Origin of the sequence: Agaricicola taiwanensis (assembly GCF_014635245.1) — a bacterium.
Taxonomy (GTDB): Bacteria; Pseudomonadota; Alphaproteobacteria; order Rhizobiales; family Methylopilaceae; genus Agaricicola; species Agaricicola taiwanensis.
The window spans coordinates 133,526-159,820 of record NZ_BMCP01000005.1 but is presented as its reverse complement, the minus strand read 5'-3'; the positions used below and the strand labels follow the sequence as shown (position 1 = coordinate 159,820).

The 26,295-nt window shown below is 65.8% G+C and carries 28 protein-coding genes; 21 read left to right on the top strand and 7 right to left on the bottom strand.

Features of this window, described 5'->3' with window-relative positions:
* Nucleotides 1–46: 46 nt before the first annotated feature.
* Both IEV58_RS16115 and IEV58_RS16110 read right to left on the bottom strand, forming a co-directional pair.
* The gene (locus IEV58_RS16115; protein ID WP_188410846.1) at nucleotides 47–988 is read right to left on the bottom strand and encodes a tyrosine recombinase; all 942 of its coding nucleotides are present in this window, start codon (nucleotides 986–988) and stop codon (nucleotides 47–49) included.
* Nucleotides 985–1,128, bottom strand: coding sequence for a hypothetical protein (locus tag IEV58_RS16110; RefSeq protein ID WP_188410845.1), 144 nt, complete (start codon nucleotides 1,126–1,128; stop codon nucleotides 985–987). The genes IEV58_RS16115 and IEV58_RS16110 overlap by 4 nt, the downstream gene beginning before the upstream one ends.
* 125 nt (nucleotides 1,129–1,253) lie before the next feature.
* On the opposite strand from IEV58_RS16110, the gene IEV58_RS16105 reads away from it, so the two are divergent.
* From IEV58_RS16105 to IEV58_RS16090, 4 genes are all read left to right on the top strand, one after another.
* Nucleotides 1,254–1,862, top strand: coding sequence for a shikimate kinase (locus IEV58_RS16105; protein WP_229729523.1), 609 nt, complete (start codon nucleotides 1,254–1,256; stop codon nucleotides 1,860–1,862).
* Between the two features lie 209 nt (nucleotides 1,863–2,071).
* On the top strand, nucleotides 2,072–3,118 hold the full coding sequence (locus IEV58_RS16100) for a YihY/virulence factor BrkB family protein (RefSeq protein ID WP_188410843.1): 1,047 nt from the start codon (nucleotides 2,072–2,074) through the stop codon (nucleotides 3,116–3,118).
* A 260-nt stretch (nucleotides 3,119–3,378) separates the two neighbouring features.
* On the top strand, nucleotides 3,379–4,509 hold the full coding sequence (aroB, locus tag IEV58_RS16095; protein WP_188410842.1) for a 3-dehydroquinate synthase: 1,131 nt from the start codon (nucleotides 3,379–3,381) through the stop codon (nucleotides 4,507–4,509).
* A gap of 68 nt (nucleotides 4,510–4,577) precedes the next feature.
* The gene (locus IEV58_RS16090; protein WP_188410841.1) at nucleotides 4,578–5,468 is read left to right on the top strand and encodes a transporter associated domain-containing protein; all 891 of its coding nucleotides are present in this window, start codon (nucleotides 4,578–4,580) and stop codon (nucleotides 5,466–5,468) included.
* Here the strand turns inward: IEV58_RS16090 and prpD are convergent.
* Complete coding sequence (gene prpD, locus IEV58_RS16085) at nucleotides 5,465–6,904, bottom strand: 2-methylcitrate dehydratase (RefSeq protein ID WP_188410840.1); 1,440 nt, start codon at nucleotides 6,902–6,904, stop codon at nucleotides 5,465–5,467. The two genes, IEV58_RS16090 and prpD, sit on opposite strands and share 4 nt — an antisense overlap.
* Nucleotides 6,905–7,116: 212 nt before the next feature.
* Here prpD and IEV58_RS16080 point away from each other — a divergent pair, with 212 nt between their 5' ends.
* Nucleotides 7,117–7,827 carry a glutathione S-transferase gene (locus IEV58_RS16080; protein WP_188410839.1) on the top strand — a complete coding sequence of 237 codons (711 nt, stop codon included), beginning with the start codon at nucleotides 7,117–7,119 and terminating at the stop codon, nucleotides 7,825–7,827.
* 38 nt (nucleotides 7,828–7,865) lie between these two features.
* Here IEV58_RS16080 and IEV58_RS16075 read toward each other — a convergent pair whose 3' ends face one another.
* The gene (locus IEV58_RS16075; protein ID WP_188410838.1) at nucleotides 7,866–8,417 is read right to left on the bottom strand and encodes a hypothetical protein; all 552 of its coding nucleotides are present in this window, start codon (nucleotides 8,415–8,417) and stop codon (nucleotides 7,866–7,868) included.
* A gap of 209 nt (nucleotides 8,418–8,626) precedes the next feature.
* Between IEV58_RS16075 and IEV58_RS16070 the strand changes: the two genes are divergently transcribed.
* Nucleotides 8,627–9,280: an exopolysaccharide biosynthesis protein gene (locus IEV58_RS16070; RefSeq protein WP_188410837.1), complete on the top strand. Its 654-nt coding sequence runs from the start codon at nucleotides 8,627–8,629 to the stop codon at nucleotides 9,278–9,280.
* Here the strand turns inward: IEV58_RS16070 and IEV58_RS16065 are convergent, their stop codons facing one another.
* The 3 genes from IEV58_RS16065 to IEV58_RS16055 all read right to left on the bottom strand — a co-directional run bounded on the left by IEV58_RS16065 (nucleotide 9,281) and on the right by IEV58_RS16055 (nucleotide 11,620).
* Nucleotides 9,281–9,922 carry a queuosine precursor transporter gene (locus IEV58_RS16065; protein WP_188410836.1) on the bottom strand — a complete coding sequence of 214 codons (642 nt, stop codon included), beginning with the start codon at nucleotides 9,920–9,922 and terminating at the stop codon, nucleotides 9,281–9,283.
* An 8-nt stretch (nucleotides 9,923–9,930) separates the two neighbouring features.
* Nucleotides 9,931–10,227: a 50S ribosomal protein L28 gene (gene rpmB, locus IEV58_RS16060; RefSeq protein ID WP_188410835.1), complete on the bottom strand. Its 297-nt coding sequence runs from the start codon at nucleotides 10,225–10,227 to the stop codon at nucleotides 9,931–9,933.
* Between the two features lie 232 nt (nucleotides 10,228–10,459).
* The gene (locus tag IEV58_RS16055) at nucleotides 10,460–11,620 is read right to left on the bottom strand and encodes an acyl-CoA dehydrogenase family protein (RefSeq protein WP_188410834.1); all 1,161 of its coding nucleotides are present in this window, start codon (nucleotides 11,618–11,620) and stop codon (nucleotides 10,460–10,462) included.
* A gap of 129 nt (nucleotides 11,621–11,749) precedes the next feature.
* Here IEV58_RS16055 and IEV58_RS18285 point away from each other — a divergent pair, with 129 nt between their 5' ends.
* The 15 genes from IEV58_RS18285 to IEV58_RS15985 all read left to right on the top strand — a co-directional run bounded on the left by IEV58_RS18285 (nucleotide 11,750) and on the right by IEV58_RS15985 (nucleotide 26,251).
* The gene (locus IEV58_RS18285) at nucleotides 11,750–12,133 is read left to right on the top strand and encodes a winged helix-turn-helix transcriptional regulator (protein ID WP_229729522.1); all 384 of its coding nucleotides are present in this window, start codon (nucleotides 11,750–11,752) and stop codon (nucleotides 12,131–12,133) included.
* On the top strand, nucleotides 12,088–12,474 hold the full coding sequence (locus tag IEV58_RS18280; RefSeq protein ID WP_229729521.1) for a sterol carrier protein domain-containing protein: 387 nt from the start codon (nucleotides 12,088–12,090) through the stop codon (nucleotides 12,472–12,474). The genes IEV58_RS18285 and IEV58_RS18280 overlap by 46 nt, the downstream gene beginning before the upstream one ends.
* Before the next feature lie 161 nt (nucleotides 12,475–12,635).
* Nucleotides 12,636–13,079 carry an SRPBCC family protein gene (locus tag IEV58_RS16045; RefSeq protein WP_188410833.1) on the top strand — a complete coding sequence of 148 codons (444 nt, stop codon included), beginning with the start codon at nucleotides 12,636–12,638 and terminating at the stop codon, nucleotides 13,077–13,079.
* 133 nt (nucleotides 13,080–13,212) lie between these two features.
* Nucleotides 13,213–14,661 carry an MmgE/PrpD family protein gene (locus IEV58_RS16040; protein ID WP_188410832.1) on the top strand — a complete coding sequence of 483 codons (1,449 nt, stop codon included), beginning with the start codon at nucleotides 13,213–13,215 and terminating at the stop codon, nucleotides 14,659–14,661.
* Complete coding sequence (locus IEV58_RS16035; protein WP_188410831.1) at nucleotides 14,658–16,034, top strand: MmgE/PrpD family protein; 1,377 nt, start codon at nucleotides 14,658–14,660, stop codon at nucleotides 16,032–16,034. Before IEV58_RS16040 ends, IEV58_RS16035 begins: the two co-directional genes overlap by 4 nt.
* A 66-nt stretch (nucleotides 16,035–16,100) precedes the next feature.
* The gene (locus IEV58_RS16030) at nucleotides 16,101–17,093 is read left to right on the top strand and encodes a tripartite tricarboxylate transporter substrate binding protein (RefSeq protein WP_188410830.1); all 993 of its coding nucleotides are present in this window, start codon (nucleotides 16,101–16,103) and stop codon (nucleotides 17,091–17,093) included.
* Nucleotides 17,094–17,198: 105 nt separating this feature from the next.
* Complete coding sequence (locus IEV58_RS16025; protein ID WP_188410829.1) at nucleotides 17,199–17,870, top strand: response regulator; 672 nt, start codon at nucleotides 17,199–17,201, stop codon at nucleotides 17,868–17,870.
* Nucleotides 17,867–19,312, top strand: coding sequence for a sensor histidine kinase (locus IEV58_RS16020; RefSeq protein WP_188410828.1), 1,446 nt, complete (start codon nucleotides 17,867–17,869; stop codon nucleotides 19,310–19,312). Before IEV58_RS16025 ends, IEV58_RS16020 begins: the two co-directional genes overlap by 4 nt.
* 137 nt (nucleotides 19,313–19,449) lie before the next feature.
* Nucleotides 19,450–20,451, top strand: coding sequence for a Bug family tripartite tricarboxylate transporter substrate binding protein (locus IEV58_RS16015; protein ID WP_188410827.1), 1,002 nt, complete (start codon nucleotides 19,450–19,452; stop codon nucleotides 20,449–20,451).
* Nucleotides 20,452–20,493: 42 nt separating this feature from the next.
* Nucleotides 20,494–20,937, top strand: coding sequence for a tripartite tricarboxylate transporter TctB family protein (locus IEV58_RS16010; RefSeq protein ID WP_188410826.1), 444 nt, complete (start codon nucleotides 20,494–20,496; stop codon nucleotides 20,935–20,937).
* Entirely contained in the window at nucleotides 20,937–22,442 is a 1,506-nt protein-coding gene (locus IEV58_RS16005; RefSeq protein WP_188410825.1) for a tripartite tricarboxylate transporter permease, read from the top strand. The genes IEV58_RS16010 and IEV58_RS16005 overlap by 1 nt, the downstream gene beginning before the upstream one ends.
* Before the next feature lie 36 nt (nucleotides 22,443–22,478).
* Complete coding sequence (locus IEV58_RS16000; protein ID WP_188410824.1) at nucleotides 22,479–23,276, top strand: alpha/beta fold hydrolase; 798 nt, start codon at nucleotides 22,479–22,481, stop codon at nucleotides 23,274–23,276.
* A gap of 582 nt (nucleotides 23,277–23,858) precedes the next feature.
* Nucleotides 23,859–24,407 carry a GreA/GreB family elongation factor gene (locus tag IEV58_RS15995; RefSeq protein WP_188410823.1) on the top strand — a complete coding sequence of 183 codons (549 nt, stop codon included), beginning with the start codon at nucleotides 23,859–23,861 and terminating at the stop codon, nucleotides 24,405–24,407.
* A gap of 162 nt (nucleotides 24,408–24,569) precedes the next feature.
* Complete coding sequence (metB, locus tag IEV58_RS15990; protein WP_188410822.1) at nucleotides 24,570–25,784, top strand: cystathionine gamma-synthase; 1,215 nt, start codon at nucleotides 24,570–24,572, stop codon at nucleotides 25,782–25,784.
* On the top strand, nucleotides 25,781–26,251 hold the full coding sequence (locus IEV58_RS15985; RefSeq protein ID WP_188410821.1) for a PAS domain-containing protein: 471 nt from the start codon (nucleotides 25,781–25,783) through the stop codon (nucleotides 26,249–26,251). The genes metB and IEV58_RS15985 overlap by 4 nt, the downstream gene beginning before the upstream one ends.
* Nucleotides 26,252–26,295: the final 44 nt, after the last annotated feature.

Sequence of the window (26,295 nt, the reverse complement as noted above, 5' to 3'; positions counted from 1 at the left end):
CCCGTCATGCTCACCCTTGTGGCGAGGGAACAGACGCGCACCGCTGCTAAGCCTTGTCGCTATCGCCCAAGGGGTGAAGGTCGCGCACCATGGCGGCCACGCGGGCATCCAGCACATGGGTATAGATCTGCGTCGTGGCGATGTCGGCATGGCCGAGCAGCTGCTGCACGGCGCGCAGGTCCGCCCCGCCCTGCAGAAGGTGACTGGCAAAAGCGTGGCGCAGCACATGGGGGCTGACATTGGCGGGATCGATGCCCGCGGCGATGGCGGCATCCTTCAGATCGCGCGCGAACGCCTGCCGCGTCAGATGCCCCGCGTCGCTGTCGGCGGGGAAGAGCCAGCGCCCGTCGATGGTGCGGCCGGCGGCGAGAAGCAGTTCCAGATAAACATCGGTGGCGCGCTTTGCGGCATCGGTCAGTGGCACGAGACGCTCCCGCCCGCCCTTGCCGCGCACCGTCAGCACCTTGGCGTCGCGCCGCGCGGCCGAAAGCGGCAGGGTGACGAGTTCGGAGACGCGCAGTCCCGTGGCATAAAGAATCTCGAGCAGGCAGGAGAGCCGGGCAGCCTTGAGACGGCGCGTCAGCGGTCGGCGCGGATCATCCACGCCCTGCCCCGCCACCGCGAGAAGCTGGTCCACCTCCTCGATGGTGAGCACCTTGGGCAGAGGGCGGGAGCGCTTGGGGCCTGTCATGGCCGAGGTTGGATCATCCCGCCTCAGGCCCTCGGCATAGAGGAAACGGTGGAACTGGCGGACGGCGGAGAGGCGGCGCGCCGAGGAGCTGGCCGAGAAGCCGCGCTTGGCCTGGCTCGCCATCCAGGCGGAGAGATCGTCGGTATCCGACGTCAGAGGATCACCCCCATGATCCATGAGGTAGACCAGGTAATCGTCGAGGTCGCGGCTATAGGCTTCGATCGTATTGCGCGCGGCACCGCGCTCGGCGGTCAGCATATCCAGGAAGGCATCCACATGCTGCCTCACGCTCGTCACCTGCGTCCCTCCTCGATCGGGATGTCAATTGTGATGCTACGATGATCCGGCGCGACAAAAGTCGCAAGCGACCAGAGGCAGGTGTACACAAGCCCCGCGACGATGGCCACGATGGTGGCATATCGGGTCAATGTCGGCACGGGGCGCAGCTCCCTCGGTTAACCGGCACAGGCCTGTTCCACCATGGAAGGGCCTGCCAACGCAATGGCACACTTGCCGCAGGGGCCGATTTCGTGAAAAGCATCGGTCAAATCGCGAGGCTAATATGACGGGTGCCAACAAAAAACAAATCATGGAGCGGATCGAGGAACAGGCCGGTGTGGTGCGCACGGCGCTGGGACAACGCTCCATCGTGCTGGTCGGCATGATGGGCGCGGGCAAATCCGCCATCGGCCGGCTGCTGGCAAAGGCGCTCAACCTGCCCTTCATCGATGCGGACACCGAGATCGAGCGGGCGGCCGGCATGACCATCCCCGACATGTTCGAAGCCCATGGCGAGGCTTATTTCCGCGATGGCGAGGTGCGCGTCATCTCCCGGATTCTCGACGGCGCGCCCTGCGTGCTCGCGACGGGCGGCGGCGCCTGGATGGATGCCGACACCCGCGCCCACGCCTCGCGGGTCGGCATATCGGTATGGCTGAAGGCGGAACCGGAGGTCCTGCTGAAGCGCGTCAAACGGCGCTCCAACCGGCCTATGCTGAAGACGAAGGACCCCGAGGCGACGCTCCGGCACCTCCTGGCGCTGCGCGATCCGGTTTATGCGCAGGCCGATGTGACCGTCGGTTCGCGTGATGTGCCGCATGAGACCATGGTGCTGGAGACCCTCACCGCCATAGCCGCGCATGTCACCCCGGTGGAACAGACGGCGGAGTGATGACCGATGGTCTTGGCTTGATGCTTCGAGACGGCCCTGCGGGCCTCTTCAGCATGAGAAAGTGGGTAGAGCTCCCTCTTAACAGAGCCAGCCAAGACCATTGACTTCATCCTGAGGGCCGCTGAAAGCGGCGTCTCGAAGGATAAGCCGCACGCTCCTGGCGAACCGCGTCGTCGCCATTCCGCCCCGCGTGCAACACATGTGTGACCATGAGCGTTACCTTCACAGGTAACTTCGACACGGACATCGCAGTGAGCAGCATCGCAGACACCGGCACGGATCTTCCCGGCAACCGCACCTTCAGCCCCGCAGCCCGGCAGAGTGGCCATGGACGCAATGCAGACAGTCCGTCGGAGATCCCGTTGCACGGCTGGTGGGATGTCGCCAAACGGGTCTGGGTGAAGGTCGAGGAGGACCGCATCATGCTGGTGGCGGCGGGCGTCACCTTCTATCTGCTGTTGGCCCTCTTCCCGGCCCTGACCGCCTTCGTCTCCGTCTACGGTTTCGTCGCCGACCCCCGCACCATCGCCGATCACATCGCCTTTCTGGGAGGCGTCCTTCCCAGCGGCGGCATCGAGATCATCCAGAGCCAGCTCAACGCGCTGGTATCGCAGGACCAGGAGGCCCTCAGCATCGGCTTCCTGGCAGGCCTCGTCCTGGCCTTATGGAGCGCCAACAAGGGCGTGAAGGCACTGTTCGACGGACTCAACGTTGCCTATGAGGAGCGCGAGAAGCGTGGCTTCTTCATGCTCAACATCACGTCCGGCCTCTTCACCCTCGGTGCCATCCTCATCGGCATCTTCTTCATCGTCTCCGTCGGCGTCGTCCCCGTCATTCTTGCCTTCGCGCGGCTGGATGCCTGGTCGGAGATCCTGGTGTCTCTGGTGCGCTGGCCGCTGATGTTCGCGGCAATCGCCACAGGCATCATGCTCATCTACCGCTATGGCCCGAGCCGCGAGCGCGCCAAATGGCGCTGGCTCACCTGGGGCGCGCTGCTGGCAACCGTCGTATGGGCGGCGGCCTCCGTGGGCTTTTCCTATTACCTTCAGAATTTCGCCGATTACAACGCCACCTACGGCTCGCTCGGGGCCATCATCGGCTTCATGGTCTGGACTTGGCTATCGGTGACGATTCTCCTCTTGGGCGCCGAACTTAACGCCGAGATGGAGCACCAGACCGCGCGGGACACGACCACGGGCCCCGATGAGCCCATGGGTGAACGTGGCGCTGTGGTGGCGGATACCTTGGGCCGGTGACGGCAGTGGAGCCCGGCGATGAGACCAGCGGCGGAGCTCGACACCAACAACATCATCTTTTTTCACCGACCGGCTGCTGCGCGCCGTCATCGCCCTGATGCGCCGTGTGAAGTGGATCCTCTTTGCCGCCTTCCTCCTCGCGGCGCTTCACAGCCTCGTCCAGAATGGAACAGCCCACAAAGCCCGTTTTTATGCTATCGCCTCACCTGATCTCTCAGATCACATCCATCCCGCATCCGATTCGAAAGACTCAGACTTTCATGTCCGACACCGCCCTCGCTGCTCCCCGCTCCACAGTTCATGTTGCACTGGAAGGTCGCGGCTATGACGTCGAGATCGGGCCGGGGCTGATCGCGGGCGCCGGGCGCCTCCTGGTGCCGCTGGGCGCGCGGCGGGTCGGCGTCGTCACCGACGAGAATGTGGCCAGGCTCCACCTCGATCCGCTGATGGCTTCACTCGAGGCGGGGGGCCTTGCCGCCTCCTCCACGGTGGTGCCGGCGGGCGAGGCGTCGAAGAGCTTCGCGGTGCTGGAAGAGGTCTCCAACGCGCTGCTCGCCAGCAAGGTCGAGCGCGGCGACCTGGTGCTGGCGCTGGGCGGCGGCGTGGTGGGCGATCTCGCGGGCTTCGCGGCGGCCATCCTCAGGCGTGGCGTTCGCCTCGTGCAGATGCCGACGACGCTGCTGGCGCAGGTGGATTCCTCCGTCGGCGGCAAGACCGGCATCAACACACGCCATGGCAAGAACCTGATCGGCGCCTTCCATCAGCCGAGCCTCGTGCTCGCCGACGCCGACGCCTTGAGCACCCTCCCGCTGCGCGACTTCCGCGCCGGTTATGCGGAGGTCGCCAAATACGGACTCATCAATGACGCCGCCTTCTTCCGCTGGCTGGAAGACAACTGGCAGGAGGTGTTCGAGGGCGGTCCGGCGCGGACCAAGGCCATCGCCGCGAGCTGCGCCAACAAGGCGGGCGTCGTTGCCCGCGACGAGTTCGAGACCGGCGAGCGCGCCCTTCTCAACCTCGGCCACACCTTCGGCCACGCGCTGGAAGCCGCCGTCGGCTATGACGACAAACGCCTCGTCCACGGCGAGGGTGTCGCCATCGGCATGGCGTTGGCCTTCCGCTTTTCAGCGGAGCTCGGCCTGGTGGGTGCCGACCAGGCGGACCGTGTGGCCGCGCATCTGAAGGCGGTGGGCCTTCCCACGCGCATACAGGACGTGCCGGGAGACCTCGGCGATGCCAGGCGCCTGCTCGATCTCATGGGACAGGACAAGAAGGTCAAGGCGGGCAAGCTCACCTTCATTCTCGCGCGCGGCGTGGGTCAAAGCTTCATCGCCAATGACGTCGCGCCGGAAAACGTGCTTTCCTTCCTCACCTCAGAGCTATCATCCTGATTTCCCCGGGCGCCTGGATCGCGGCGCTCGCCGCCGTCCTTGCCCTTGCCACCCTCGTTGCCTTCATCATGTCCCAGACCCGCTTTCATCGCATCGGCCGCCGCCTGCGCCTCTCCGGCAAGCTCCTGACCATGGGCGTCAAGGCGCTGTCGCCGGACGAGGAACTGCGCGGCGCCATGGAACTCCTCCTTCAGGAGGAAGGCGGCGGCACCGAGCGCAACGACGATCGCAGCATGCTGGCCGCCCTCCTGGAGCTCAGCGACCTCGTCGTCTCCGATGTCATGATCCATCGCACCCAGATGGTAAGCCTCGACGCCGACATGCCGCCGCGCGAGCTGGTGCGCGAAATGCTGGCAGCGCCCTACACCCGCATCCCGCTCTGGCGCGGCAAGCCGGAGAACATCGTCGGCATCCTCCATGCCAAAGACCTGCTCCGCGCCATGCTCGCGGCGGAAGGCAAGGCCGACAGCGTCGACGCCGTGGCGCTGGCGCGGCCGACCTGGTTCGTGCCCGATTCCACCACGCTCTCCGATCAGCTCCGCGCCTTCCTCAAGAAGAAGATGCACTTCGCGCTGGTGGTGGACGAATACGGCGAGGTCATGGGCATCGTCACGCTGGAGGACATCATCGAGGAGATCGTGGGCGACATCTCCGACGAACATGATGTCCTGATCCAGGGCCTGAGACCGCGGCCCGACGGTTCCGTCACCGTGGACGGTGGCATGCCGATCCGCGATCTCAATCGCGCCACCGGCTGGAAGCTGCCGGATGATATGGCGACCACCGTCGCAGGTCTCGTCATCCACGAGGCGCAGATCATTCCCGATCCGAAGCAGACCTTCACCTTCCACGGCTACCGCTTCCAGGTGCTGCGCCGCGAGCGCAACCGCATCACGGCACTGAAGGTGACGCCACTGGAGGTCATCCCCGTGCGGCCTATCGTGCCCGAGGGCGGCTAGAGCACGTCGCTCTCGGACACCAGCGTCATGAACTCCGGCACCGGCGTCTCCCTCAGGCGCGGGAGGTCGGACAGAAGCCCCAGCACCCGCTCCTGCCGGTCCGTCGTCCAGGCGTGGCCGGTCATGCCAATGAACTTCTCGCGAAGCTGCGGCAGCGCCTCGTCGCGGCGCGCGGCATCGCCCACCGGATAAAGCACCTCCACCCGTTCCGACGTCTCGCCGTCCTCGGTGGTGATCTCGATCGCATTGGCGCAGGAGCGCTTGGCGAGGTCGTGATGGTCGGCCGTATAGCGCTCGTCCTCCTCCACCACCATGAGGCCGCGCAGCCGGTCGATCTCCGGGTCTGCCGCCGCCTCGTCCGAGTAGTCCTCCACGGCAAGGCGGCCCTTGGTCAGCGCCACCGCCACCATGTACTGCAGGCAATGGTCGCGCGCCTCGCGATTCGGCAGCGGTCCTTCCTTGACCACACGGCGCATGGTCTCGTCATGCGTGGCGATGTGGATCTTCGAGATCTTGTCACGATGCTCCATGAACCAGGGGTGCAGCCGGATCGCGGCCTCGATGGCGGTGGAGGCGTTGCGCTGCGCCGGCACCAGCTTGAAGATCACATTGTCCATGAAGAAGGTGCCGAGCTCGCGTTCCAGCTTCACCGCGCCATCATCAAGCATCACTTGATTGAAGCCCCAGGTCTTGGCGGAAAGTGGCTGCGGCGCCGACGGCTCGCCACGCATGGCCATCCAGGCGAGGATGACGCCGCGGCTTGCCGCATTGCCGCCCGCCCAGCCCTTGCGCGGCCCTGCATTGGGAACATGGCGATAGGCGTTGAGATCGGCGCCATCAAGAAAGCTCTGGCTGACGGCGGCGCGGATCTGGTCGGCCGAGCCGCCCATGAGCCGGCATCCAACCGCGGCGGATGCCAACTTTACATAGATCACATGATCAAGCCCGATAGCCGGCATGTCGAAGCGGTTCGCCGCCGCCAGGCTGCAATGCACCTCATAGGCATCCACCATGGCGAGAAGAACATCCTCCATGGTGAGCGGGTTCTCGCCCGGCCCGCGCGCGCGGCTCATGTGATCGGCCACCGCGAGGATGGAGCCGATGTTGTCGGAGGGGTGCCCGCCCACGGGGCTTGTGTCGGAGATGTCGAGCCAGCGGATCAGCACCGATGTGTCGAAGGCCGCCTTGACGGGATCGAGCACGAAGGATGTGCCCGGCACCCGCGCGCCGCGCGGCGTCATGGTGCCCGGCGCGTAGGGCCCGAGCAGATACTGCGGCTCTCCCGTCGCCAGCGCGCCCATCGCGCAGCCGAGCGCGTCGATCAGGCAGAGACCCGCGGTCTGGAGTGTGTCATCGGGCGCCACCGAGCGGGCGGCGACACGATCGACGATGGCGGCGATGACCTCTTCAGAGGTTCTGACTGATGGCGTTTCCATGAGGGCGGACTTTAGGCGGCGAATGGTGGCAAGGTCTAGGCCGAAGAGTGGCGTCTTGCCGCGCGTCCCGTTTCCCGCAACTTGAAGGATTTTATCGACCCGCGATGAGCGCCGCCGATGCAGTCGGCTCCTGGGGTCACCAAACCTCACGATGGTTGCAGCGAGCTTCCCGTGCCCCGGAACACAGATGCGCCTCCCCGCATTGCCGCCCTATGGCTTATGAACTCTTCTACTGGACCGGCATCCAGGGGCGCGGCGAATTCGTTCGGCTTGCCCTGGAAGAGGCCGGCGCCGACTACACTGATGTCGCCCGTGAAAAGGGCGATGACGTCCTCATGCCTTTGATGAAGGAGGCGAAAACGCCTCCCTTCGCGCCGCCGTTCCTGCGTGATGGCGATGTGCTGGTGGGCCAGGTCGCGCTCATCCTGCACTATCTCGGGCCGAAGCTGGGTCTCGTCTCGGCCGATCCCGTCGAGGCGCTCTGGACCCATCAGATCCAGCTCACCATGACCGACTTCGTGGCGGAGATCCACGACGTGCACCATCCCATCGGCGTCGGCGCCTATTACGAGGATCAGAAAGAGGAGGCCGCGCGGCGCGCGGAGGAATTCCGCGCCGACCGTATCCCGAAGTTTCTCGGCTGGTTCGAGCGCATCCTGTCGAAGAATGACAAAAGCGGATATCTCGTCGGCAGCGCGCTCTCCTATGCGGATCTGTCGCTGTTCCAGATCGTGGAGGGCTTGAACTACGCCTTCCCCAGGCTGATGAAAGCCTCGTCAAAGGACTGGCCAAAAGCCATGGCGCTCTCTTCCAAGATCAGGCAGCGGCCGAACATCGCGGCCTATTGCACCAGCAACCGCCGCCTGCCCTTCAACAAAAACGGCATCTTTCGCCACTATGCCGAACTCGACGCGGCGGACTGAGGGCCGGCGGGACAAGCGACGCCGGCCCATTGCCAGAGTCAATTCGCGGGTGGTCGCGGCAGGACCTGCCCGCCATCATCAGGGGTTGGCGAAGCCGCATCGCCTGATGGCTGCGGCGGCACCGTCTCGCCCGAAGGCAGCGGCGGGGCCGGCATGTCATCGGCCCGGCCAGGAGGCGGAGGCGGCGAGGCACGCTCGCCGTGAGGCGGCGGCAGAGGCCGGCTGTGGCGCGGGGGTGGCGGAGGCGGTGATGATGTTGTGCCCTTGGCGACCTCGGCCATGCGGTCGATCAGCGGAACCGCGGCGTCGACGCAGGCCTTGACCGGCTCGTCGCCGCAGCGGATGCGCAGGCCAATTCCGGGGCCGAGCCTGAGGGCAAAGCCCTTGCCGCTCTCGCGGTCGTCCCTGTCGTGATCCATATCGCGGTCCCCCCTGCCATGGCGCATGTGATGGGGCGGCCCGTCGCCACGTTGTCCGAAATGGCGGGGGCCGTCGTGATCCGGGCGCGGCTGCGCCAGCGCCAGGGTCGCGCTTGCGCCGAGGAGCGCGGCGGCGGTCATCAACCGGGTGAGCATGATGAGCCTCTTCATGAGCGTTTCGGGTGTCGTCCATACGACAACGCGTCCCGGCACGCTCGAGGTTCATGGCCACGGCAGATTCTTCGGGCGCCCAGCGCGCTGGCGCTGCGGCCCTTGGTCCTGGAACCGAAAGCGCGACCCGCTGTTGATTAGCATTCAATGCCGTTGGTCAGGGATGGCCGACGACGCGGAGCCCGGATGCACCGCAAAAGGTGAGAGTGATGCGCGTGCTGCATGATGGAAACGCCGTTGCCGGCAGGACCGGCAGGATCGATGCGCCGGACCGCACTCTCTCCGGCCTGATCTGCGATATGTGCGACCTCGGCCACGACGGCACCCCGGTTTCCGTGACCGACATCCGCGAGAAGATCGGCGAGCGCTCCTTCGGTCCTTTTCTCCTGATCCCTGCGCTGATCGAGATCAGCCCCATCGGTGGCATCCCGGGCCTGCCCACCGTGCTTGCAGTGATCATCAGCCTTTTCGCCGTGCAGATCCTGATGGGGCGCAAGCACCTGTGGCTGCCCGATTTTCTGGAGCATCGCAGCATCGACGGCAAGAAATTCGCCCGCGGCATGGCGCGCATCCGCAAGACCACCCGCTGGGTCGATCATGTGCTGCAGCCGCGGCTGAAATGGGCGACGCGCCCGCCCTGGGTCTACGGCGCGGCCGCCATGTGCCTTGCGCTCTGCGCCACCGTGCCGGTGCTGGAACTGGTGCCCTTCGCCTCGTCCTTCCCCATGGCCGCCATCGCCCTCTTCGGGCTCGGCCTTGTGGCGCGCGACGGCATTGTCATGCTGCTGGGCTTCGTGGTTTCGTCAGGCGCCTTCTGGGCGCTCTATGGACTGCTGACGGTGGTGGAGGAAGCCGCCACCTGATCAGCGCCGGGGCGCCACGGTCTCCATCGGCCGCACCACCCGGAGCAGCGCGCCATAGGGCACCAGCATCAGGAGCGCCATGGCGACCTTCACCAGAAAATCCGCCGAAGCCCAGGCGGCCCAGCGCGGGGCCTCGAGCGCCGTGCCGAAGAAGGGCACCGCCGCCAGCGCGAAGTCTTCCGCATGGCCGAGGAGCGGCACGAGGAAACCGGCGAAAGCCAGCGTGAAGAAGATGGCCGTATCCACCACCGAACCGAACAGGCTGGCCGCCAGCGGTGCACGCCACCAGGCCTGCCGCCGCAGCCGGCTGAAGACGGTGATGTCGAGAAGCTGAGAGATGAGGAAGGCCGCGCCAGAGGCCAGCGCGATACGCGGATTGGCCAGCCAGACCGAAATGAAGACGGCGATGAGGAAGCCGCCCACCACAACGCGCCGCGCGGCATCGGCGCCGAAGCGGCGGTTGGTCAGGTCATTGACGAAGAAGGCCACCGGATAGGTGAAGGCACCCCAGGTGAGGTAATCCTCAAGTCCCAGGACCGTGGCGGGATGCTGCACCAGCACATTGGAGGCGGCAACCACCACCGCCATGCCCGCGACCGGCAGGACGAGGTCACGCGCCGCATAGGGCCGCGCGTGGCTCATGGCCGTACTCAGGAAGCCTTGGCTTCAGCCTGCGCCTTGGCGATCTGGCGCTTCAGCTCCAAAGCCTTGGGCGACAGGTCGTCAGGACGGGCCTTGGCCAGGAAGGCATCGAGGCCGCCGCGATGCTCGACCGAGCGCAGGGCATGGGCCGACACGCGCAGACCGACAGCGCGCTTCAGCGTGTCCGAGATCAGCGTGACATTGACGAGATTCGGCAGGAACCGCCGCTTCGTCTTGTGATTGGAGTGGCTGACGAGGTGGCCCGACTGGACGCCCTTGCCGCTCAATTCGCAACGACGCGACATCGCCGTGCTCCCTTGAATTCGTGTGGCTCTAAAGAGAACGGCGCGGGCTCGTCTGGCGAACCGCGCCGCACACGCGAGACTGCTCCCGCGACGTTGCGGTTCCTATAGTCGCAAGGGCATGCACGCGTCAAGGTTCGACCGGGAGGTTGTGAGGACATATGGCTTCCATTTCCCCCATCCCGTTGTGGTGCGCGCAGGACCGGCCGCCCCTCGTCCTGCGCGCACTCACATCTCAGAAGATATGCGCGGTCGGCAGGCCCAGCGCCGTTGCACCGGCATATTCCGCCTGCGGGCCGGCCTGCAGCGGATGGTAGCGCGCGCCCTGGATGTCGCGGAAGCGGCGCTCCAGCCCGTTGTCGCGGTAGAAGCCCGGGCCACCCGCCAGTTCCATGGCCAGCTCGACGGCTTTCAGCGCATTCTCGGCCACGAGGGCCTTGCCGATCATCACCTCGTTGACGGTGTCGGCCGAGGGCGCGTTGCGGTCCACCACATCGAGCATCCAGCCGTGCGCCAATTGCGCCGCGCGCAGCGCCGTGTCCATCCGCCCGGCAAGATTCATGGCGTGATGCGTCTGCCGTTTCTTCCGGGCTATGCCGACGGCGATATCGCGCGCGCTTTCGGCGACCCCGAGATAGGCCGAATAGATCAGCGGGAAGGCGATGGTGGCGATGATCTGGAACAGGGGGTGCCACTCGCCGGATCTGCGCGTCACGGCCACGCTGCCGTCAGGCACGAACAGCCCCTCGATCACGACGTCATTGGAGCCGGTGCCGCGCATGCCCAACGTGCGCCAGGTGTCGAGCACCTTCACCTCCGGCGCCTTCATGGAGACGGGGAAGTGCACCACCATGTCGGGCTGGCCCTCAGCCTGCAGCACCGCCATAGTCATGAGCACATCGCCCGCTTCCGCGCCTGACGTGAAGCTCTTGCGCGCAGTGATGCGGTAGCCGCCCTCCACCTTCGCCGCCCAGCCCGAACCGCTGATCCAGTCCGACCCACCGCTGGAGAGCAGGATGATGCGTTCGGCCGCCACCCGCTTCAGCAGCGGCTCGACGGCCGCGACCTGCTGGTGGCGCCAGCGCCAGGCGGGAATGGCCACCTGATGCGTGTGCATGGAAAAAGCGAGCGCGGTCGAGCCGCAGTGATGCGCGAGTTCCCGCAACATGCCTGCAAGCTGGCGCACATCCGCGCCGCCGCCGCCGAGTTCGGTCGGCACGCCGGCCTCAACCAGGCCGGCTTCCTTCAGCGCTTGATAGTTCTTCGCCACGAAGCGGTCACTGGCATCGGCCTCCGCCGCCCGCCCGGCAAACTCCGCGCCCAGCGCCCGGGCAACGGCGACAAGATCTTCGGTGATGAGGCCGGGGGCTTCGGCCTTCGGTTGCGTGGTGGTCATGGCTTTTTTCCTCTCCTGAAGAGGCTCCACCATCCTCCCGCCCCCCACCGCGTTCCAGTTCAGGAACTGTACTGCCCGCTAATGTCCCGCTCCGGGTCCTTGGCAGCACCCACGCGCGGGCGTATCCTCATGCTCGCGCGTGATATTTCGGAGGATGCTGGCATGGAGGTGCGTGGCGGATACGGACAGTTCTGCCCGGTCTCGATGGCGGCCGAAATCCTCTGCACGCGCTGGACCGCCCTCATCGTCCGCGAGCTTCTCTGCGGCACCACCCGCTTCAACGACCTGCGCCGCGGCGTGCCCCGCATGTCTCCGGCGCTTCTGTCGAAACGCCTGCGCGAGCTTGAGAAGTCAGGCGTGATCATCACCGTCCCGCGCGGGGCGGGCACCGTGGAATATCACCTCTCCCCGCCGGCGAGGAACTCCGACCCATCATCCTCGGCATGGGCTTCTGGGGCCAGCGCTGGGTGGAATCGAGCCTCTCGCTCAAGAACCTCGATCCCTCGCTGCTGATGTGGGACATCCGCCGCAACCTGAACCCGGAGCCTCTTCCCCCCGGCCGCTGCACGATTCAGTTTCAATATCCCGAACTGCCACACGCCCAGCGCAACTGGTGGATGGTGATCGAGGGCGGCAAGGTCGATCTCTGCGGCTTCGATCCCGGTTATGAGGTGAACCTCCTCGTCCGCTCGTCGCTGCGCACCATGACCGCCATCTGGATGGGCTTCACCCGCATCCCGCAGGAGTTGGAGGCCGGGCGCCTGGAACTGACGGGCGACCGGCCGATCGCCAGCGCCGTTCAGAAATGGCTCGCCTTGAGCACCTTCGCGCCCGAAATCCGCCGCGTGTCCTGACAGGCGGCAGCCGGAATGATCGACGTCAACGGCGTCCAGGGCGTATGCCTTCCCTGTAGGCTTCCAGCGTCAAAATCGTTACGATCCGCAGAAAGCGGAGGCTGGCATCCCTGCCCTTCCGCTCGGGACGATGAACAACCCGACGTCCGCGAGGAGGAAACATGCCCAGCACGATCCGTCTGCACCGCGTCATTGCCGCTAAACCCGAGAAGCTCTATCGCGCATTCGTCGAACCCGATGCCATTGCGAGCTGGCTTCCTCCCTACGGCTTCACCTGCACCGTGCATGAGCTGGACGCGAAAGCTGGAGGCCATCACAGGATGTCGTTCCGGAATTTCACGACAGGCGACAGCCATTCTTTTGGCGGCACCTATCTGGAGCTCGTTCCCGGCGAGCGCCTCGTCTACAGCGACAGCTTCGATGACGCCAACCTGCCGGGCGAGATGACGGTGACGGTGAACCTCAAGGCCGTATCTGTCGGCACTGAGGTGAACATCGAACAACAGGGCGTGCCGGATGTGATCCCTGCGGAGGCCTGCTATCTCGGCTGGCAGGAGTCCCTGCAGAAACTCGCAAGGCTCGTCGAGCCTGAAATCAACCAGTAGGAACGAACTCGCCCCTCCCATGAGGCGGGCTGGCGCGAAAGCTTCATGAAAGCTTCCCGGCGCATGCTCGCCATAAGGGCCGCGAAGGCCCTCAGAACGGCCAAAAGGCCGCGCGTCGCGATGGGAGGACGCCTTGGATTCAGAGACACGGCACGCCACGGGTCTGCCGACCGACAGGCCTGCAACCGCCACGCTTGCCCAGTTTGCCGCCGACCTGAGCTATGACCGCCTGCCGGGCGAGGTTCAGCAGCGCATGCAGGAACTGCTCGTCGATTACTTCCGCGTGGGCTGCGCCGGCACCGATACGCCCTGGCTGGAAAAGCTCAACGCCGCCATGCGGCCCCTCGGCGGCAGTCCGGATGCATCCATCCTCTTCTCCGATCAACGCGCCGACCCGGTTCGCGCGGCCTATCTGAACGGCGTCATCGCGGGCAGCCTGGAGTGGGATGACACCCATGTGGGCGCCATGCTCCACCCCGGCGTCACGGTCTGGCCGGCCGCGCTGGCGGTGGGCGAATTGACCGGTGCCAGCGGGAAGGAGGTAATCGCCGCCGCTGCCGCCGGCTACGAGGTGATGATCCGCATCGGTCTCAGCGTGCAGCCCAGCCATTTCCGCCGCGGCTTTCAATCCACCGCGACCTGCGGCGTCTTCGGCGCCACGACAGCCGCCGCCAAGCTGCTCGGGCTCGATGCCAAGGGCATCCGCGACGCCCTCGGCATCGCCGCGAGCTACGCCGGCGGCATCACGCAGTTCTTCGTGTCCGGCTCCGAGGTCAAGCGCCTGCACGCCGGGAAAGCCTCCGCCGCCGGGGTGGAGGCGGCGCTCTTCGCCCACTCCGGCCTCACCGGGCCGCACGACGCCATCGAGGGGGTCCAGGGCTTTGCCCGCGCTCTGGCGGATGAATTCAACCCCGCCCAGATCCACCAGGGGCTGGGCGAGCACTTCCACATCATGCGCCTGCAGATGAAGCCCCACGCGGTCAGCGCGCGCATCCTCGCCGCCATCGAGTCCACGGCAGAGCTCGTCTATCAGGGCGTGCGGCCGGAGGAGGTCGAGCGCGCAACCGTCGGCGTCCCCAAGGTCATCATAGGCCGTCTCACCGGCAATGCCCTGCAGGATCTGCAGCAGTCGCAGATGAACGTGCCCTTCGCGGTGGCGATGACGCTCCATCTGGCGGCCGGGCGGCCGAAACCTCTCGTGCTGAGCGTCGAGGATTTCGAGGCGAGCCTGAAGGACACAGATATCCGCGCCCTCACCGACCGGATCGCCTGCGAACCGGACGCGGAAATCGAGAGCGCCAGCACCACGGAATATGTGGCGGCCCGCGTCACGCTGCACATGCGCGACGGCACCACCCGCAGCCATATCACGCCAGTTCCGGCGGGATCGGCGGAACGGCCCATGATGTTCGACGACATCGCCTCGCGGTTCCGGGTCGTGACCGAGGGCTTGATCCCGGGCGAGGCGCTGTCCGATTGGCTGTCGCTGGTCCGCCATCCCGATCGCATCGCCTCGGCGGCCGATCTCATGACCCTGCGGATCGCAGGGCCCGCTCCGGCGCGGGCGGAGGAGCGGGCATGAGCGCCGTGACCACGGGCGCGACGCGGCGGCTGGCGGAGTTCGCCGCGGCGCTGTCGTACGACGACATTCCCGCCGAAGTGCAGCGCCTCATGCCGACGCTGCTCATCGACCTCTTCCGTGTCGCCGCCGTGGGCCGAAACACGACCTGGGTGGCGCAGGCCGAAAAGACGCTTTCATCTCTGGGCGGCGCGCCGGCGGCGTCACTGTTCTACAGCGACCGCAAGGCCGATCCCATCCGTGCCGCCTATCTCAACGGTGTCATCGCCGGCAGCCTCGATTGGGACGATTCCCACATCGCGGCGATCGTTCACCCGGGCGTGGTGATTTGGCCCGCCGCTCTCGCGGCCGCCGAGATGGTGGACGCCGACGGCCGGGCCCTGGTCGAGGCGGTGACCGCCGCCTATGAGGTGGCAATCCGCATCGGCATCAGCGTGCAGCCAGATCATTCGCTGCGCGGCTTCCAGGGAACGCCTGCATGCGGCGTGTTCGGCGCCGCCGTTGCCGCCGCGCGCCTGTTTGGCCTCGATGCCGACGGCATCCAGAACGCGCTGGGCCTCACCGCAAGCTACGCCAGCGGGCTTGCCCAGTTCTTCGTCTCCGGCTCCGACGTGAAGCGCCTTCATGCGGGCAAGGCCGCGGCGCAGGGGCTCGAGGCGGCCATCCTGGCGCGCGCGGGGCTGACGGGGCCGCCTGATGCGATCGAAGGAAGCCAAGGCTTCGGACAGGCCGTGTCCGACAGTTTCGACGCCGCCAGGATCACCGAAGGGCTCGGATCGCGCTACTGGATCAACAGCATCTCGCTGAAGGTCCATGCGGGCACCGTGCGCTTCCAGGCCGCTATAGAAGCCGGCGAGGCTCTGGCCCGGGAGGGCGTGGACATTGCCGAGATCGAGCGGATCGAGATCGGCGTTCCGCGTCTCCTGATCAACAAGCTGACCTACAACGACCCCATCGATCAGCAGGCGGCCCTCGTCAGCGCGCCCTTCGCGGTCGCACTGGCGCTGTGGCTCACGCCGCGCCGCCCGGCGCCACTGGTGGTGGGTCTCGACGACTTCGCGACCTATGTGCACGATCCCGTCATCCGCGGCGTCGCCACACGCACCCAATGCGTGTTCGACCCCGACATCGACGCCGCCATGACCGCCGAATATGTGCCGGCACGGGTCAAGGTCACGCTCAGGAACGGCCGCAGCATCGAGAAGATCATACCCAAGCCGAAAGGCTGCCCCGAAAATCCCATCACGCCGGAGGAGGTCAGCGCGCGCTACCGCCTGGCCGTCGCCGCGCACCGGGCACCGGATCAGGCCGAGGCATGGCTGGGCAAGGCACGGGACGTGGCGCGCCTGAGCCGGGCATCCGCACTGATGGACTGAATGCATAGCGCATGCATGCGCCAATCAAGACCGCGAAAGCCGGTCACATAATCTCTGGAGGAACCAATGCACACACGCAGAACAGGCATAAACGCGCTCCTTGCGGCCGGCTTGCTGGGCCTCTGGGGGCTGTCATCGCCCGCCTTGGCGCAGTCAGGTGAGGCGTCCTATCCAACCAAACCGGTGCGCATCATCGTCGGTTTCAGCCCCGGCGGCGGGTCGGACACCGTGGCACGGCTCCTGGCCGAACCGCTGGCCAAGATCCTCGGCCAGTCCTTCGTGGTCGAGAACCGGCCCGGCGCGGGCGGCCAGCTCGGGCGCACGCTGCTCGCGGAATCCGAGGCGGACGGCTACACGCTGCTGTTCGACAGCGCCAGCTTCACCGCCTCGGCGGTGCTTGCTCCGGACCTGAAATATGACGCAGTCAAGGACATCACCGGTGTTGCCCAGATCGCCTCGACGCCGGTGGTCATGGTGGCCAACAACGATCTGCCCGCCAAGGACATCAAGAGCCTGATCGCGCTGGCCAAGCAGAAGCCCGGGGAACTCGGTTATGCCACGTCAGGCGTCGGCAGCCTGCTGCATTTCTCCGGCGAGCTGCTCAACTCCATGGCCGGGATCAAGCTCCAGCATGTTCCCTACAAGGGCGCCGAGGGTATGCCCGACGTGATCGCCGGCCGGGTGCAGCTGGCCTTCGCCGGCGTGCCGCAGACCCTCCAGCTCATCAAGTCCGGGCAGATGCGCGCCATGGCCGTGACGACGACAGAGCGCCTGGAGAGCCTTCCTGATGTGCCGACCATGGCCGAGGCGGGCGTTCCCGGCTACGAGGTCAACAACTGGTATGGCATCTTCGCGCCCGCAGGCACGCCAAAACCGATCATCGACAAGCTGAACGCGGCGGTGGGCGAAACGCTGAAGGACAAGGGCCTTCAGGACCAGCTCACGGCGCAGGGTATGACGGCGAGCGCCAAATCCGCGGAGGATTTCACCAGCTATGTTGCGGCCGAGATCGAGAAATGGGAGCGGGTGGCGAAAACCGCCGGCATCACGGCCAACTAGCCGCTGATCAGTCACGCGGCGGCTTCTCTGCACGTGCTTGTGCAGTCCGCCGCGTGATCGCATACTCGTTAACCGTACGATCGATGATCACGCGAGGCTGCTGCCATGCGTCTGCTGATTGCCGAAGACAACCGGATGCTGGCGCAGGCCCTCGAAGGTGTCTTGCTCCAGAGTGGCTACACCGTCGATATCGCATCCACCGGCGCCGATGCCAATCATCTGGAGCAATGCACCCCCTACGATCTGGTCATCCTCGACCTCCAGCTTCCGGAGCTGGACGGTTTTGAAGTGCTGACCCGCATGCGCATGCGCAAATCCCGCGTCCCGGTCCTCATCCTCTCCGTTCACGACACGCTGGACCAGCGGGTGAAAGGGCTCAACCTCGGGGCCGATGATTTTGTCGGCAAGCCCTTCGAGACGCCGGAGCTGGAAGCGCGCGTGCGCGCCCTGCTGCGGCGGGGGATGTTCGGCAACTCCTCGGTCATCCAGCTTGGCGCGCTCACCTTCGACACGGTCGACCGGGTCACGACACTTCACGGCAAGCCCCTGATCATGCCGTCCAAGGAACTCGCGGTCCTGGAACTGCTGCTGATGCGCATCGGCCGCGTTGTGAGCAAGCAGAGCCTGTTCGACCGGATCTACGACTGCGACGACCTGGCCGGCCCGTCGGTCATCGAGATCTATATCCACCGGCTCAGGCGCAAGCTGGAGACGGCGGGGCTCAGCATCCATACCATCCGCGGCCTCGGCTATATGATCGACGAGAGCATGCATTGAAGCGGCGCCTGACCAGCCTGAAAAGCAGGCTGCTCTCCTGGCTCTTGCTTGCCACCGGCCTTGTCCTGTCGATCAATCTCGTGGTCAGTGTCTCCAGCGCGCTCCATTTCGCCGACACCGCCTATGATAGCGCGCTGTTCGGCTCGGCCCGCTCCATCGCCAACGGGCTGGTGTCGCGCAACGGAACGCTTGATGTCGTGGTCCCGGCCGTAGCGCTGGAGATGCTGGGATCCACACGGGGCCGGCAGATCTTCCACCGGGTGAGGTCGCCGGAGGGGCGTGTGCTCGCCGGGTTCAAGGACGCACCCGAACCGCCCAGCCGCGTCTCGCACCGGCCGCAATACTTCGATGCCGTCTATCGCGGCATCAACCTGCGGTGGGTCGCCACCTATATCCCTGTCGCGACGCCGGAGGAAAGGGGGCTCGTGCTGGTACAGGTCGGCGAGCCCCGATCTGAACGCGAGATCCTCTCCCACCGGATTGTCCTGACCACCCTCCTCCAGCAACTGCCGCTCGCGCTTCTGGCCGCGGGCGTGATCTGGTGGGGCGTCCACAGGTCGCTGCGCCCCCTCGTTGAAACAGGGCGCCAGATCAAGAACCGGAGCGAGCGGGACCGCACCCCGATCAGCGAGCAGGACATCCCCAGCGAGGTCCGCCCGCTCATCCGCGCCATCAATGACCTGTTGCAGCGGACGGCCCGTGAGGTGGAAATCCAGGAACAGTTCATCGCCGACGCCTCGCATCAGCTCAAGACGCCGCTGGCGATCCTGAGGGCGAACACCGACCTCGCGCTGCGCCAGCCAACGCGGGAGGACACGCATGAAATCCTCCGCCGCATCCGCGCCACCATTGAACAGACCTCGCGCTTGACGCATCAGTTGCTGGCTCTCCTCAGCATCGACGCGCGGGCCAATATGCCCAAGGCCGTGATCGACCTGTCGGATGTGGTGTCCCGCGTCACCGCCGAGCGTGTTCCCTCGGCCATGAGCCGCGAGGTGGATCTGGGCGTGGAGATCGATGAACAGCCGGTCCGGCTCATGGCCGATCAGGTTCTCATCGCCGAACTCGTGGGCAATCTCATCGACAACGCCGTCCATTACGGCGGCCCGGGCGGCAGGGTCACCCTGCGCACCTCCCGCCGGGAAAAATGGGCGGTGCTGGAGGTCATGGACAACGGCCCCGGCATCGCGCCCGAGCATCGTGAGCTGGTGTTCCGCCGCTTTGCCACCATCAACAACGATGGCGGCAACAGCTGCGGCCTCGGCCTGGCCGTCGTCCGCCAGATCGCCGAGGCCCACGGCGGCGATGTGACCCTCTCCGCGCCCGATGAGGGCACGGGGCTGACCGTCACGGTGCGGCTGCCCAACAGGGGCGTTCCGCCGCTTCAGCACAGGAAAAGCCGCGCCTCCTCTGCGCGGGCGCAGGCGGAGCACGCGGTCTGACAAGGCCCGCAGTGCAGCGAAAGCTTCGTGCAAGCTTGCTGCGGCACACTGACCGTCAAGCGAGCCGAACCGGCAACCGATAGCCGGAAAGAGCCCGCAAGCGATCGGCATGACCGATCATATGGGAGGACTATCACATGAAGAACGGTGCCTTCGGGGCGGCCTGCGCCCGAACCTTTGCCCTTGCAGCTCTCAGCGCGATCATCGGTCTTGGCGCCGGAACCGCTGCCTCGGCCCAGACCTACCCCAACCAGCCCATCCGGGTTATCGTCGGCTTTCCTCCGGGTGGTGCCGCCGATCTTCTCGCGCGGGTTCTGGCCCCACACCTGCAGCAGGAACTCGGCCAGCCCGTCATCGTCGAGAACCGCCCGGGCGCACAGGGACGGGTGGGTGCGGATTCGGTCGCCAAGGCCAAGCCGGACGGTCACACCATCCTGATGTCCACGGAAGGCGCCCTTGTCATCACCCCCCATATGGGAGAAGCGCTGCCCTACGATCCCCTGAAGGACTTCGCACCCATCTCACAAGTGGTCGGTTTCGCTCCGGTGATCGTCGCCAACGCCTCGCTGGAGGCCGACACGCTGGCCGATTTCATCGCGCTCGCCAAGAAGAACCCTGGGAAATACAGCTACGGTCATTCCGGAATCGGCGGGCCCAACCATCTGGCCATGGAACTGCTGAAGGAGATGGCCGGGATCGACATCGCCGCCATTCCCTATCAGGGCACGGGCGCGGCCATTCCGGCGGTCATATCCAACGAGGTCAGCCTGCTCGCCGGCGCCATTCCCGCGCTGACGCCGCACATCACGGCCAAGAGCTTGAAGCCGCTGGCCGTTACCTCGTCGGAGCGCATCAGCAGCGTTCCCGATGTGCCGACGGTCGCTGAATCAGGGGTCGCGGGCTACGAGATGAGCTCATGGGTCGGCCTGCTTGCGCCTGCCGGCACGCCGGATGATGTCATGGAGACGCTGCATGCGGCGATCGCCAAGACGCTGAAGAACCCCCAGGTCATCAAGTCCATCGAACAGGGCGGCCAGACGGTGGTGGGCAGCACGCCGGATGCCTTCATGAAGCGCATCACCGGCGATTACGAGAAATACGGTGCCCTCATCAAGTCCCTCGGTCTCGCGCAGAAATAGCGCAAGGCGCGGTCATCCCTCTCGCGAGTTCATGAGGACCCTATGTACGTGACGAAGGGCTTTCTCGCCGGTCTGCTGTTCATGGTGTTCGGCGGCGGCGCTGCCGCCATCGCCTTCACCTACCGGATGGGCACTGCGACGCAGATGGGGCCGGGCTACTTCCCGGCCCTGCTGGGAGTGGTCGTGATGGCGATCGGCCTCGTTATGGCGATCAGGGCCTATCTCTCTCCGGAGGGATCGGAACCTGCCGAACGCCTGCATCTGCGGCCCATGGTGCTGATCCTTGCCGGCGTGGTGGCCTTCGGCCTGCTGATCCGGTCCTGGGGCCTCGCCCCCGCCATCGCCGCCCTGCTCGTCTTCGGCCGCATGGCCGGCCGCGAGGGCGGACCGATCGAGTTCATTCTCATGCTCGTGGTCCTCACGGTGCTGCCGATCATCGTCTTCATCTACGGCCTGCGCATTCCCCTTGAGATCTGGGCACAGTGATGGATCTCTTCGGAAACCTTTCGCTCGGCTTCGGCGTCGCCTTCAGCTTCGACAACCTGCTGTTCTGCTTTGTCGGGGTGACGCTCGGCACCTTCATCGGCGTCCTGCCCGGCGTCGGCCCGCTGGTCACCATCGCCCTGCTGTTGCCGCTCACCTTCAGCCTTCCGCCGGAGGGGGCGATGATCATGCTCGCCGGCATCTACTACGGCGCGGCCTATGGCGGTTCCACCACCGCCATTCTCGTCAACCTGCCGGGCGAAAGTTCGTCCGTCGTCACCTGCATCGACGGCTATCAGATGGCGCGGCAGGGGCGCGCTGGCTCCGCACTGGCCATCGCGGCCGTCGGCTCCTTCATCGCCGGCTGCATCGGAACGATCCTGATTGCCCTGTTCGGGCCCCCGATCACGCGTCTGGCGCTGCAGTTCGGCGCGCCGGAATATTTCTCGCTCATGCTCATGGCCCTCATTCTGACAGCCTCGCTCGTGCGCGGCTCGGTCCTTCAGGGCATCGGCATGGCGCTGCTGGGCGTCATGTTCGGGCTGATCGGCATGGACGTGAACTCCGGCGCGCTGCGCTACACCTTCAACATCACCGGTCTTGCCGATGGGGTCGAATTCGCCGTCGTCGCCATGGGCTTCTTCGCCTTCGCCGAGATCATCTCAAACCTCGAGCACGACCGCCAGCGCGAGGTCTTCGTCAACAAGGTCTCCAGCCTGATGCCGACGCGCGAGGACATGCGCCGGTCCATCGGCGCCATCCTGCGCGGCACCGGCATCGGCGCCTTCTTCGGCATCCTTCCCGGCGCGGGCCAGACCATCTCCTCCTTCGCCGCCTATATGTTCGAGAAGAAGGTCAGCCGCCGCCCCGAGGCCTTCGGACAGGGCGCCGTCGAAGGCGTCGCGGCGCCCGAGGCCGCCAACAACGCCGCCGCGCAGACCGCCTTCATACCCACGCTCACGCTCGGCATTCCCGGCAGCGCGACCATGGCGCTCATGCTGGGCGCGCTGATGATCCAGGGCATCGCGCCCGGACCGCAGATCATGACCGATCACCCCCGCCTGTTCTGGGGGTTGATCGCCAGCATGTGGATCGGCAACGCCTTGCTCGTCGTCTTGAACCTGCCGCTGATCGGGCTGTGGACCCGCATGCTGAAGATCCCCTACCGCTGGCTTTACCCGGGCATTCTCGTGCTTTCCTGCATCGGCATATTCTCCATCAACAACAGCACGACGGACGTCCTCCTTGCCGCCCTGTTCGGCGTGCTCGGCTATGTCTTCATGAAGCTCTCCTGTGAGCCCGCGCCCTTTGTGCTGGGCTTCATTCTCGGCCCCATGCTGGAGGAAAACTTCCGCCGCGCGATGCTGCTGTCGCGCGGCGATCCCGGCACCTTCATCTCCAACCCGATCAGCGCCGGCTTCCTGCTGGTCTCGGCCGTGGTGATCGTCGCCATGATCACTCCCTCCATTCGCCGAAAGAAGGACCTCGCCATCGACGAGTCCGCCTGAACGACCGCGCTATCCCCGCTTTCGAAAGGACTGAACATGCCGATGATCCACATTCGCGATGGCGTCGACATCCACTATGAGGATCATTGCTTCGTCGCGCCCTGGCGGGAATGCGAGACGGTGCTCATGATCCACGGCATCGCCGAATCCGGCGTCGCCTGGACCGAATGGGTGCCTCCGCTCTCCGCCCATTATCGCATGCTGAGACCGGACCTTCCCGGTTTCGGCCGTTCTCCCGTTCCCGAGACCTACAGCTGGTCGGCGGGAGAGCTGGCCGACGACCTGATCGCGCTGATGGACAAGCTCGGCGTCGAGCGCTTCCATGTGGTCGGCGCCAAATATGGCGGCACGGTTTCCATGGTGCTGGCTTCCAAGGCTGGCAAACGCCTTCGCTCGCTGTCTCTTCTTGGCGCTCCGCACAAGGGCGATGGCGTGGGCGCCTTCCCCAAGCGTGTCAGCGAAATCGGAGTCGCGGGTTGGGCGGGCGAAACCCAGCGCTCGCGCCTCGGCCCCGAGGCCTCCGACGCGCAGGTGGACTGGTGGACGCATCAGCTGATGGGAAAATCGGACGCGCGTCCCACCATGGGCGCATCGGGCTGGCGCGCCAAGATGCAAGAACTCGACAAGGAACTGCGGGCGATCACCGCGCCGACCCTTGTCATCACCACCGAGGAAAGCGGCCTGCAGTCGGTCGAGACCGCGCGCGGCTACCAGGAGAAGATCCCGAACTCCCGGCTGGTGGTCATGCCGGGCAAGGCCTATCACGTCGCGGTCGTGAGGCCACAGGAATGCGCCGGGCAGGTGCTGGAGTTCATGGCCTCAGACGGGACATGAAAGCCGCTTGGACGCCAAGCGGCCCTCCTTGCGTCCTCCAGCGTGCTCTTGACATCCCCCCGCAAAGAGGCAAGCTGAGGCTATGATGATCTTGACGGTTTTTCGCATCACGCTTTCCCGCCGGGGAGACCCGATCGCGGGACTGTAGCCCCCGGCTCGGCCATGTGTGCCCCCGGGCTTGGGGGCAAACCTCTCAACAGAGCGCAGTGAACCCCTTGCAGGACCGCTCGTCCGTGCGCGGCCGGTGCCGCATGCCATGGCCGCGGCGGAACACGTCAATCACACAGGTTCAGAAATGCAGAAAATCGCAATGACCGCTGCCGGGCGGTTAGCTCAGTCAGCAGCCTGACCATGCGCAACATCGCCCTGTGGAACTGCCCTCCGGACGGAGCGGGACGGAGCCTCCGTCCCACGATCCGGGGCCGTTTCCTCGACCACGCAGGCAGCCTTCTCGCAGGCTCTTCCCCCCGTTGCCGGTGGTTCGCCACCAGATCGCCGGCAACGGGGGACAAACGGCCTTCGCCCCTCAGAATCAACCTTTGCTGACGGACCGGTAGCTCCGGTTCCGCGCGGAGATATGCCATGTTCGAGAATAGCCGCTGCCAATTGACCACGAAGGATTACTCTCTCATCGAGGTGAAGCTGGAGCGCCTGCCGGCCAGCGATCCGCTGGTGCCGCTGTTGCGGCGCAAGCTGGCGTCCGCGACCGTCGTGTTCCGCGAAGACATTCCGGCCGGTGTCGTAACCTTGAACAGCCGTGTCACCTACCGGCTCGCGGATGGAACGGAAGAAACACGCACCATCGTACTGGCAGATCACGCGCCGTCCGGAGAGGCCCTGCCCGTGGCGACGCCTCGGGGCCTTGCACTCCTGGGTGCTCAGGAGGGTGACATCCTAACCGTGGAACATTTCGACGGAACCCGCGAGCCCATTCTCGTCAAGGTCGTTGCTTTCCAGCCAGAGACAGCCCTGCGCGACAAGGCCTGCCTGCCCGGCGAAGCCGATCGCCCCGTGCGGGCGGATTATCCGTCCGGCGGAGCGGTGATAGCCTTTCGTCCGCCGCAACCCCAACAGCAGATAACCGGAACGGACTTCCCCGACCCCGACGATCCCGGACCCGCCGCCGCGTGACCTTCACGGCCAGCCATGATGCGGGTGACCGCCGCACCATGGCTGTAAAGCGTCAGCGTCAATCAAAGCAATTTTTTTGCTGTAGATGCGCACTATCATTCATTGGTCGGCATCAAGACCGCATGCCAGAATTGAACGCCACGCCCCTGAGGAATCTCCATTTTGCATGAAACACCAGACAAACCGAGGGGAGCAGCAACGGCTGCATCCAAAGCCAGGGCTCCCCAGACCGTCGCCGCGACCAACGGCATCGTCTCCAACGATGTCTTCGGAGCGGTGACGCCGCCGCTCTATCTCACGAGCACCTTTGCCTTCAAAGATTTCGAGCATTCCCGCGGCTACGACTACAGCCGCGCCGGCAACCCGAGCCGCGACCTGCTCGCCGACACGCTTGCGCGGCTGGAGGGTGGAGCCGGCGCCGTCGTCGTGTCGTCAGGAATGGCCGCCATAGACCTCGTGCTGTCGCAGCTGGGCCGCGACGACCTGGTGGTCGCACCGCATGACTGTTACGGCGGCACCTACCGCCTGCTCGCGGCACGGCGCGACAGGGGGCACTTCGACGTCGCCTTCGTCGACCAGAACGACGCCGAAGCGCTGTCCGCCGTGCTCAAGCGCGCGCCCGCGCTGGTGCTGCTGGAAACGCCAAGCAATCCGCTCATGCGCGTGGTCGACATCGCCGCCATCGCCGAACGCGCCAAAGCCGCCGGAGCCAAGGTGGCGGTGGACAACACCTTCCTGTCGCCCGCCCTGCAGCGGCCGATCAGCCTTGGTGCCGATTTCGTCATCCATTCCACCACCAAATATCTCAACGGCCATTCCGATGTGGTGGGCGGCGCCGTCATCGCGGCTGACAAGTCCGATGTCGAGGCACTCTCGGCCTGGGCAAGCACCACCGGCGTGACCGGCGCTCCGTTCGACGCCTATCTGACGCTGCGAGGCCTGCGCAGCCTGTTCCCCCGTATCGAACGCCAGCAGGCGAACGCCGGGGCTGTGGCGGACTTCCTCACCAGGCAGCAGCAGGTTGCCGCCGTTCACTATCCGGGCCTCGAAACGCACTCCGGCCATGCCGTGGCCGCGCGCCAGCAAAGCGGTTTCGGCGCCATGCTCAGCTTCGAGCTCGCCGGCGGCCTTGAGGCGGCAAGGAGCTTTGTGGAAGCGGTTCAGGTTTTCACGCTGGCGGAATCGCTCGGCGGTGTGGAAAGCCTCGTGGTCCATCCCGCAACGATGACCCATGCCAGCATGGCCCCCGAGGCACGGCGACATGCGGGGATCGGCGACGGCCTGCTCCGGCTTTCCATCGGCCTCGAGGCGGAAGCCGATCTCTTGAACGACATTGAAACGGCGCTCGCGGCGGTGTCTTCGCGCAGGCAGCCGTGACGGGACCCTCAACAGCGGCGGGACTTGCCGATCAGCTTGCCGCCGCGCTCCGCACCAGTTCCGCCGATGCCCTTATCGTCACCGATCGTGACGGGGTCATCAGGTTCTGGAACCCCGGAGCGGTGCGCATCTTCGGCTTCCCGGTCGAAGAAGCGGTGGGACAATCGCTGGATCTGATCATCCCGCCAAAGCTGCGTGACCGGCACTGGGATGGCTACCATCGCGTCATGGCGACCGGGGAGACCCGCTACGGCCCCGCTGAACTCCTGTCGGTACCGGCCATGACGCGCAATGGTGACCGGATCTCGGTCGAGTTCACGATCATGCTGCTGCGGGACGCGGCGGGCCAAGGCGATGGAATGGCCGCCATTCTCCGGGATGTCACCGCGCGCATGGACGAACTGCGCGAGTTGAGGCGCAGGCTTGCCGTTGTGGGGGGCAACGGGAAGGCAAGAACATCGGGCTGAACGGCGGCAAATCGATTTCATCGCCGCCCGGATGGGATATCTTT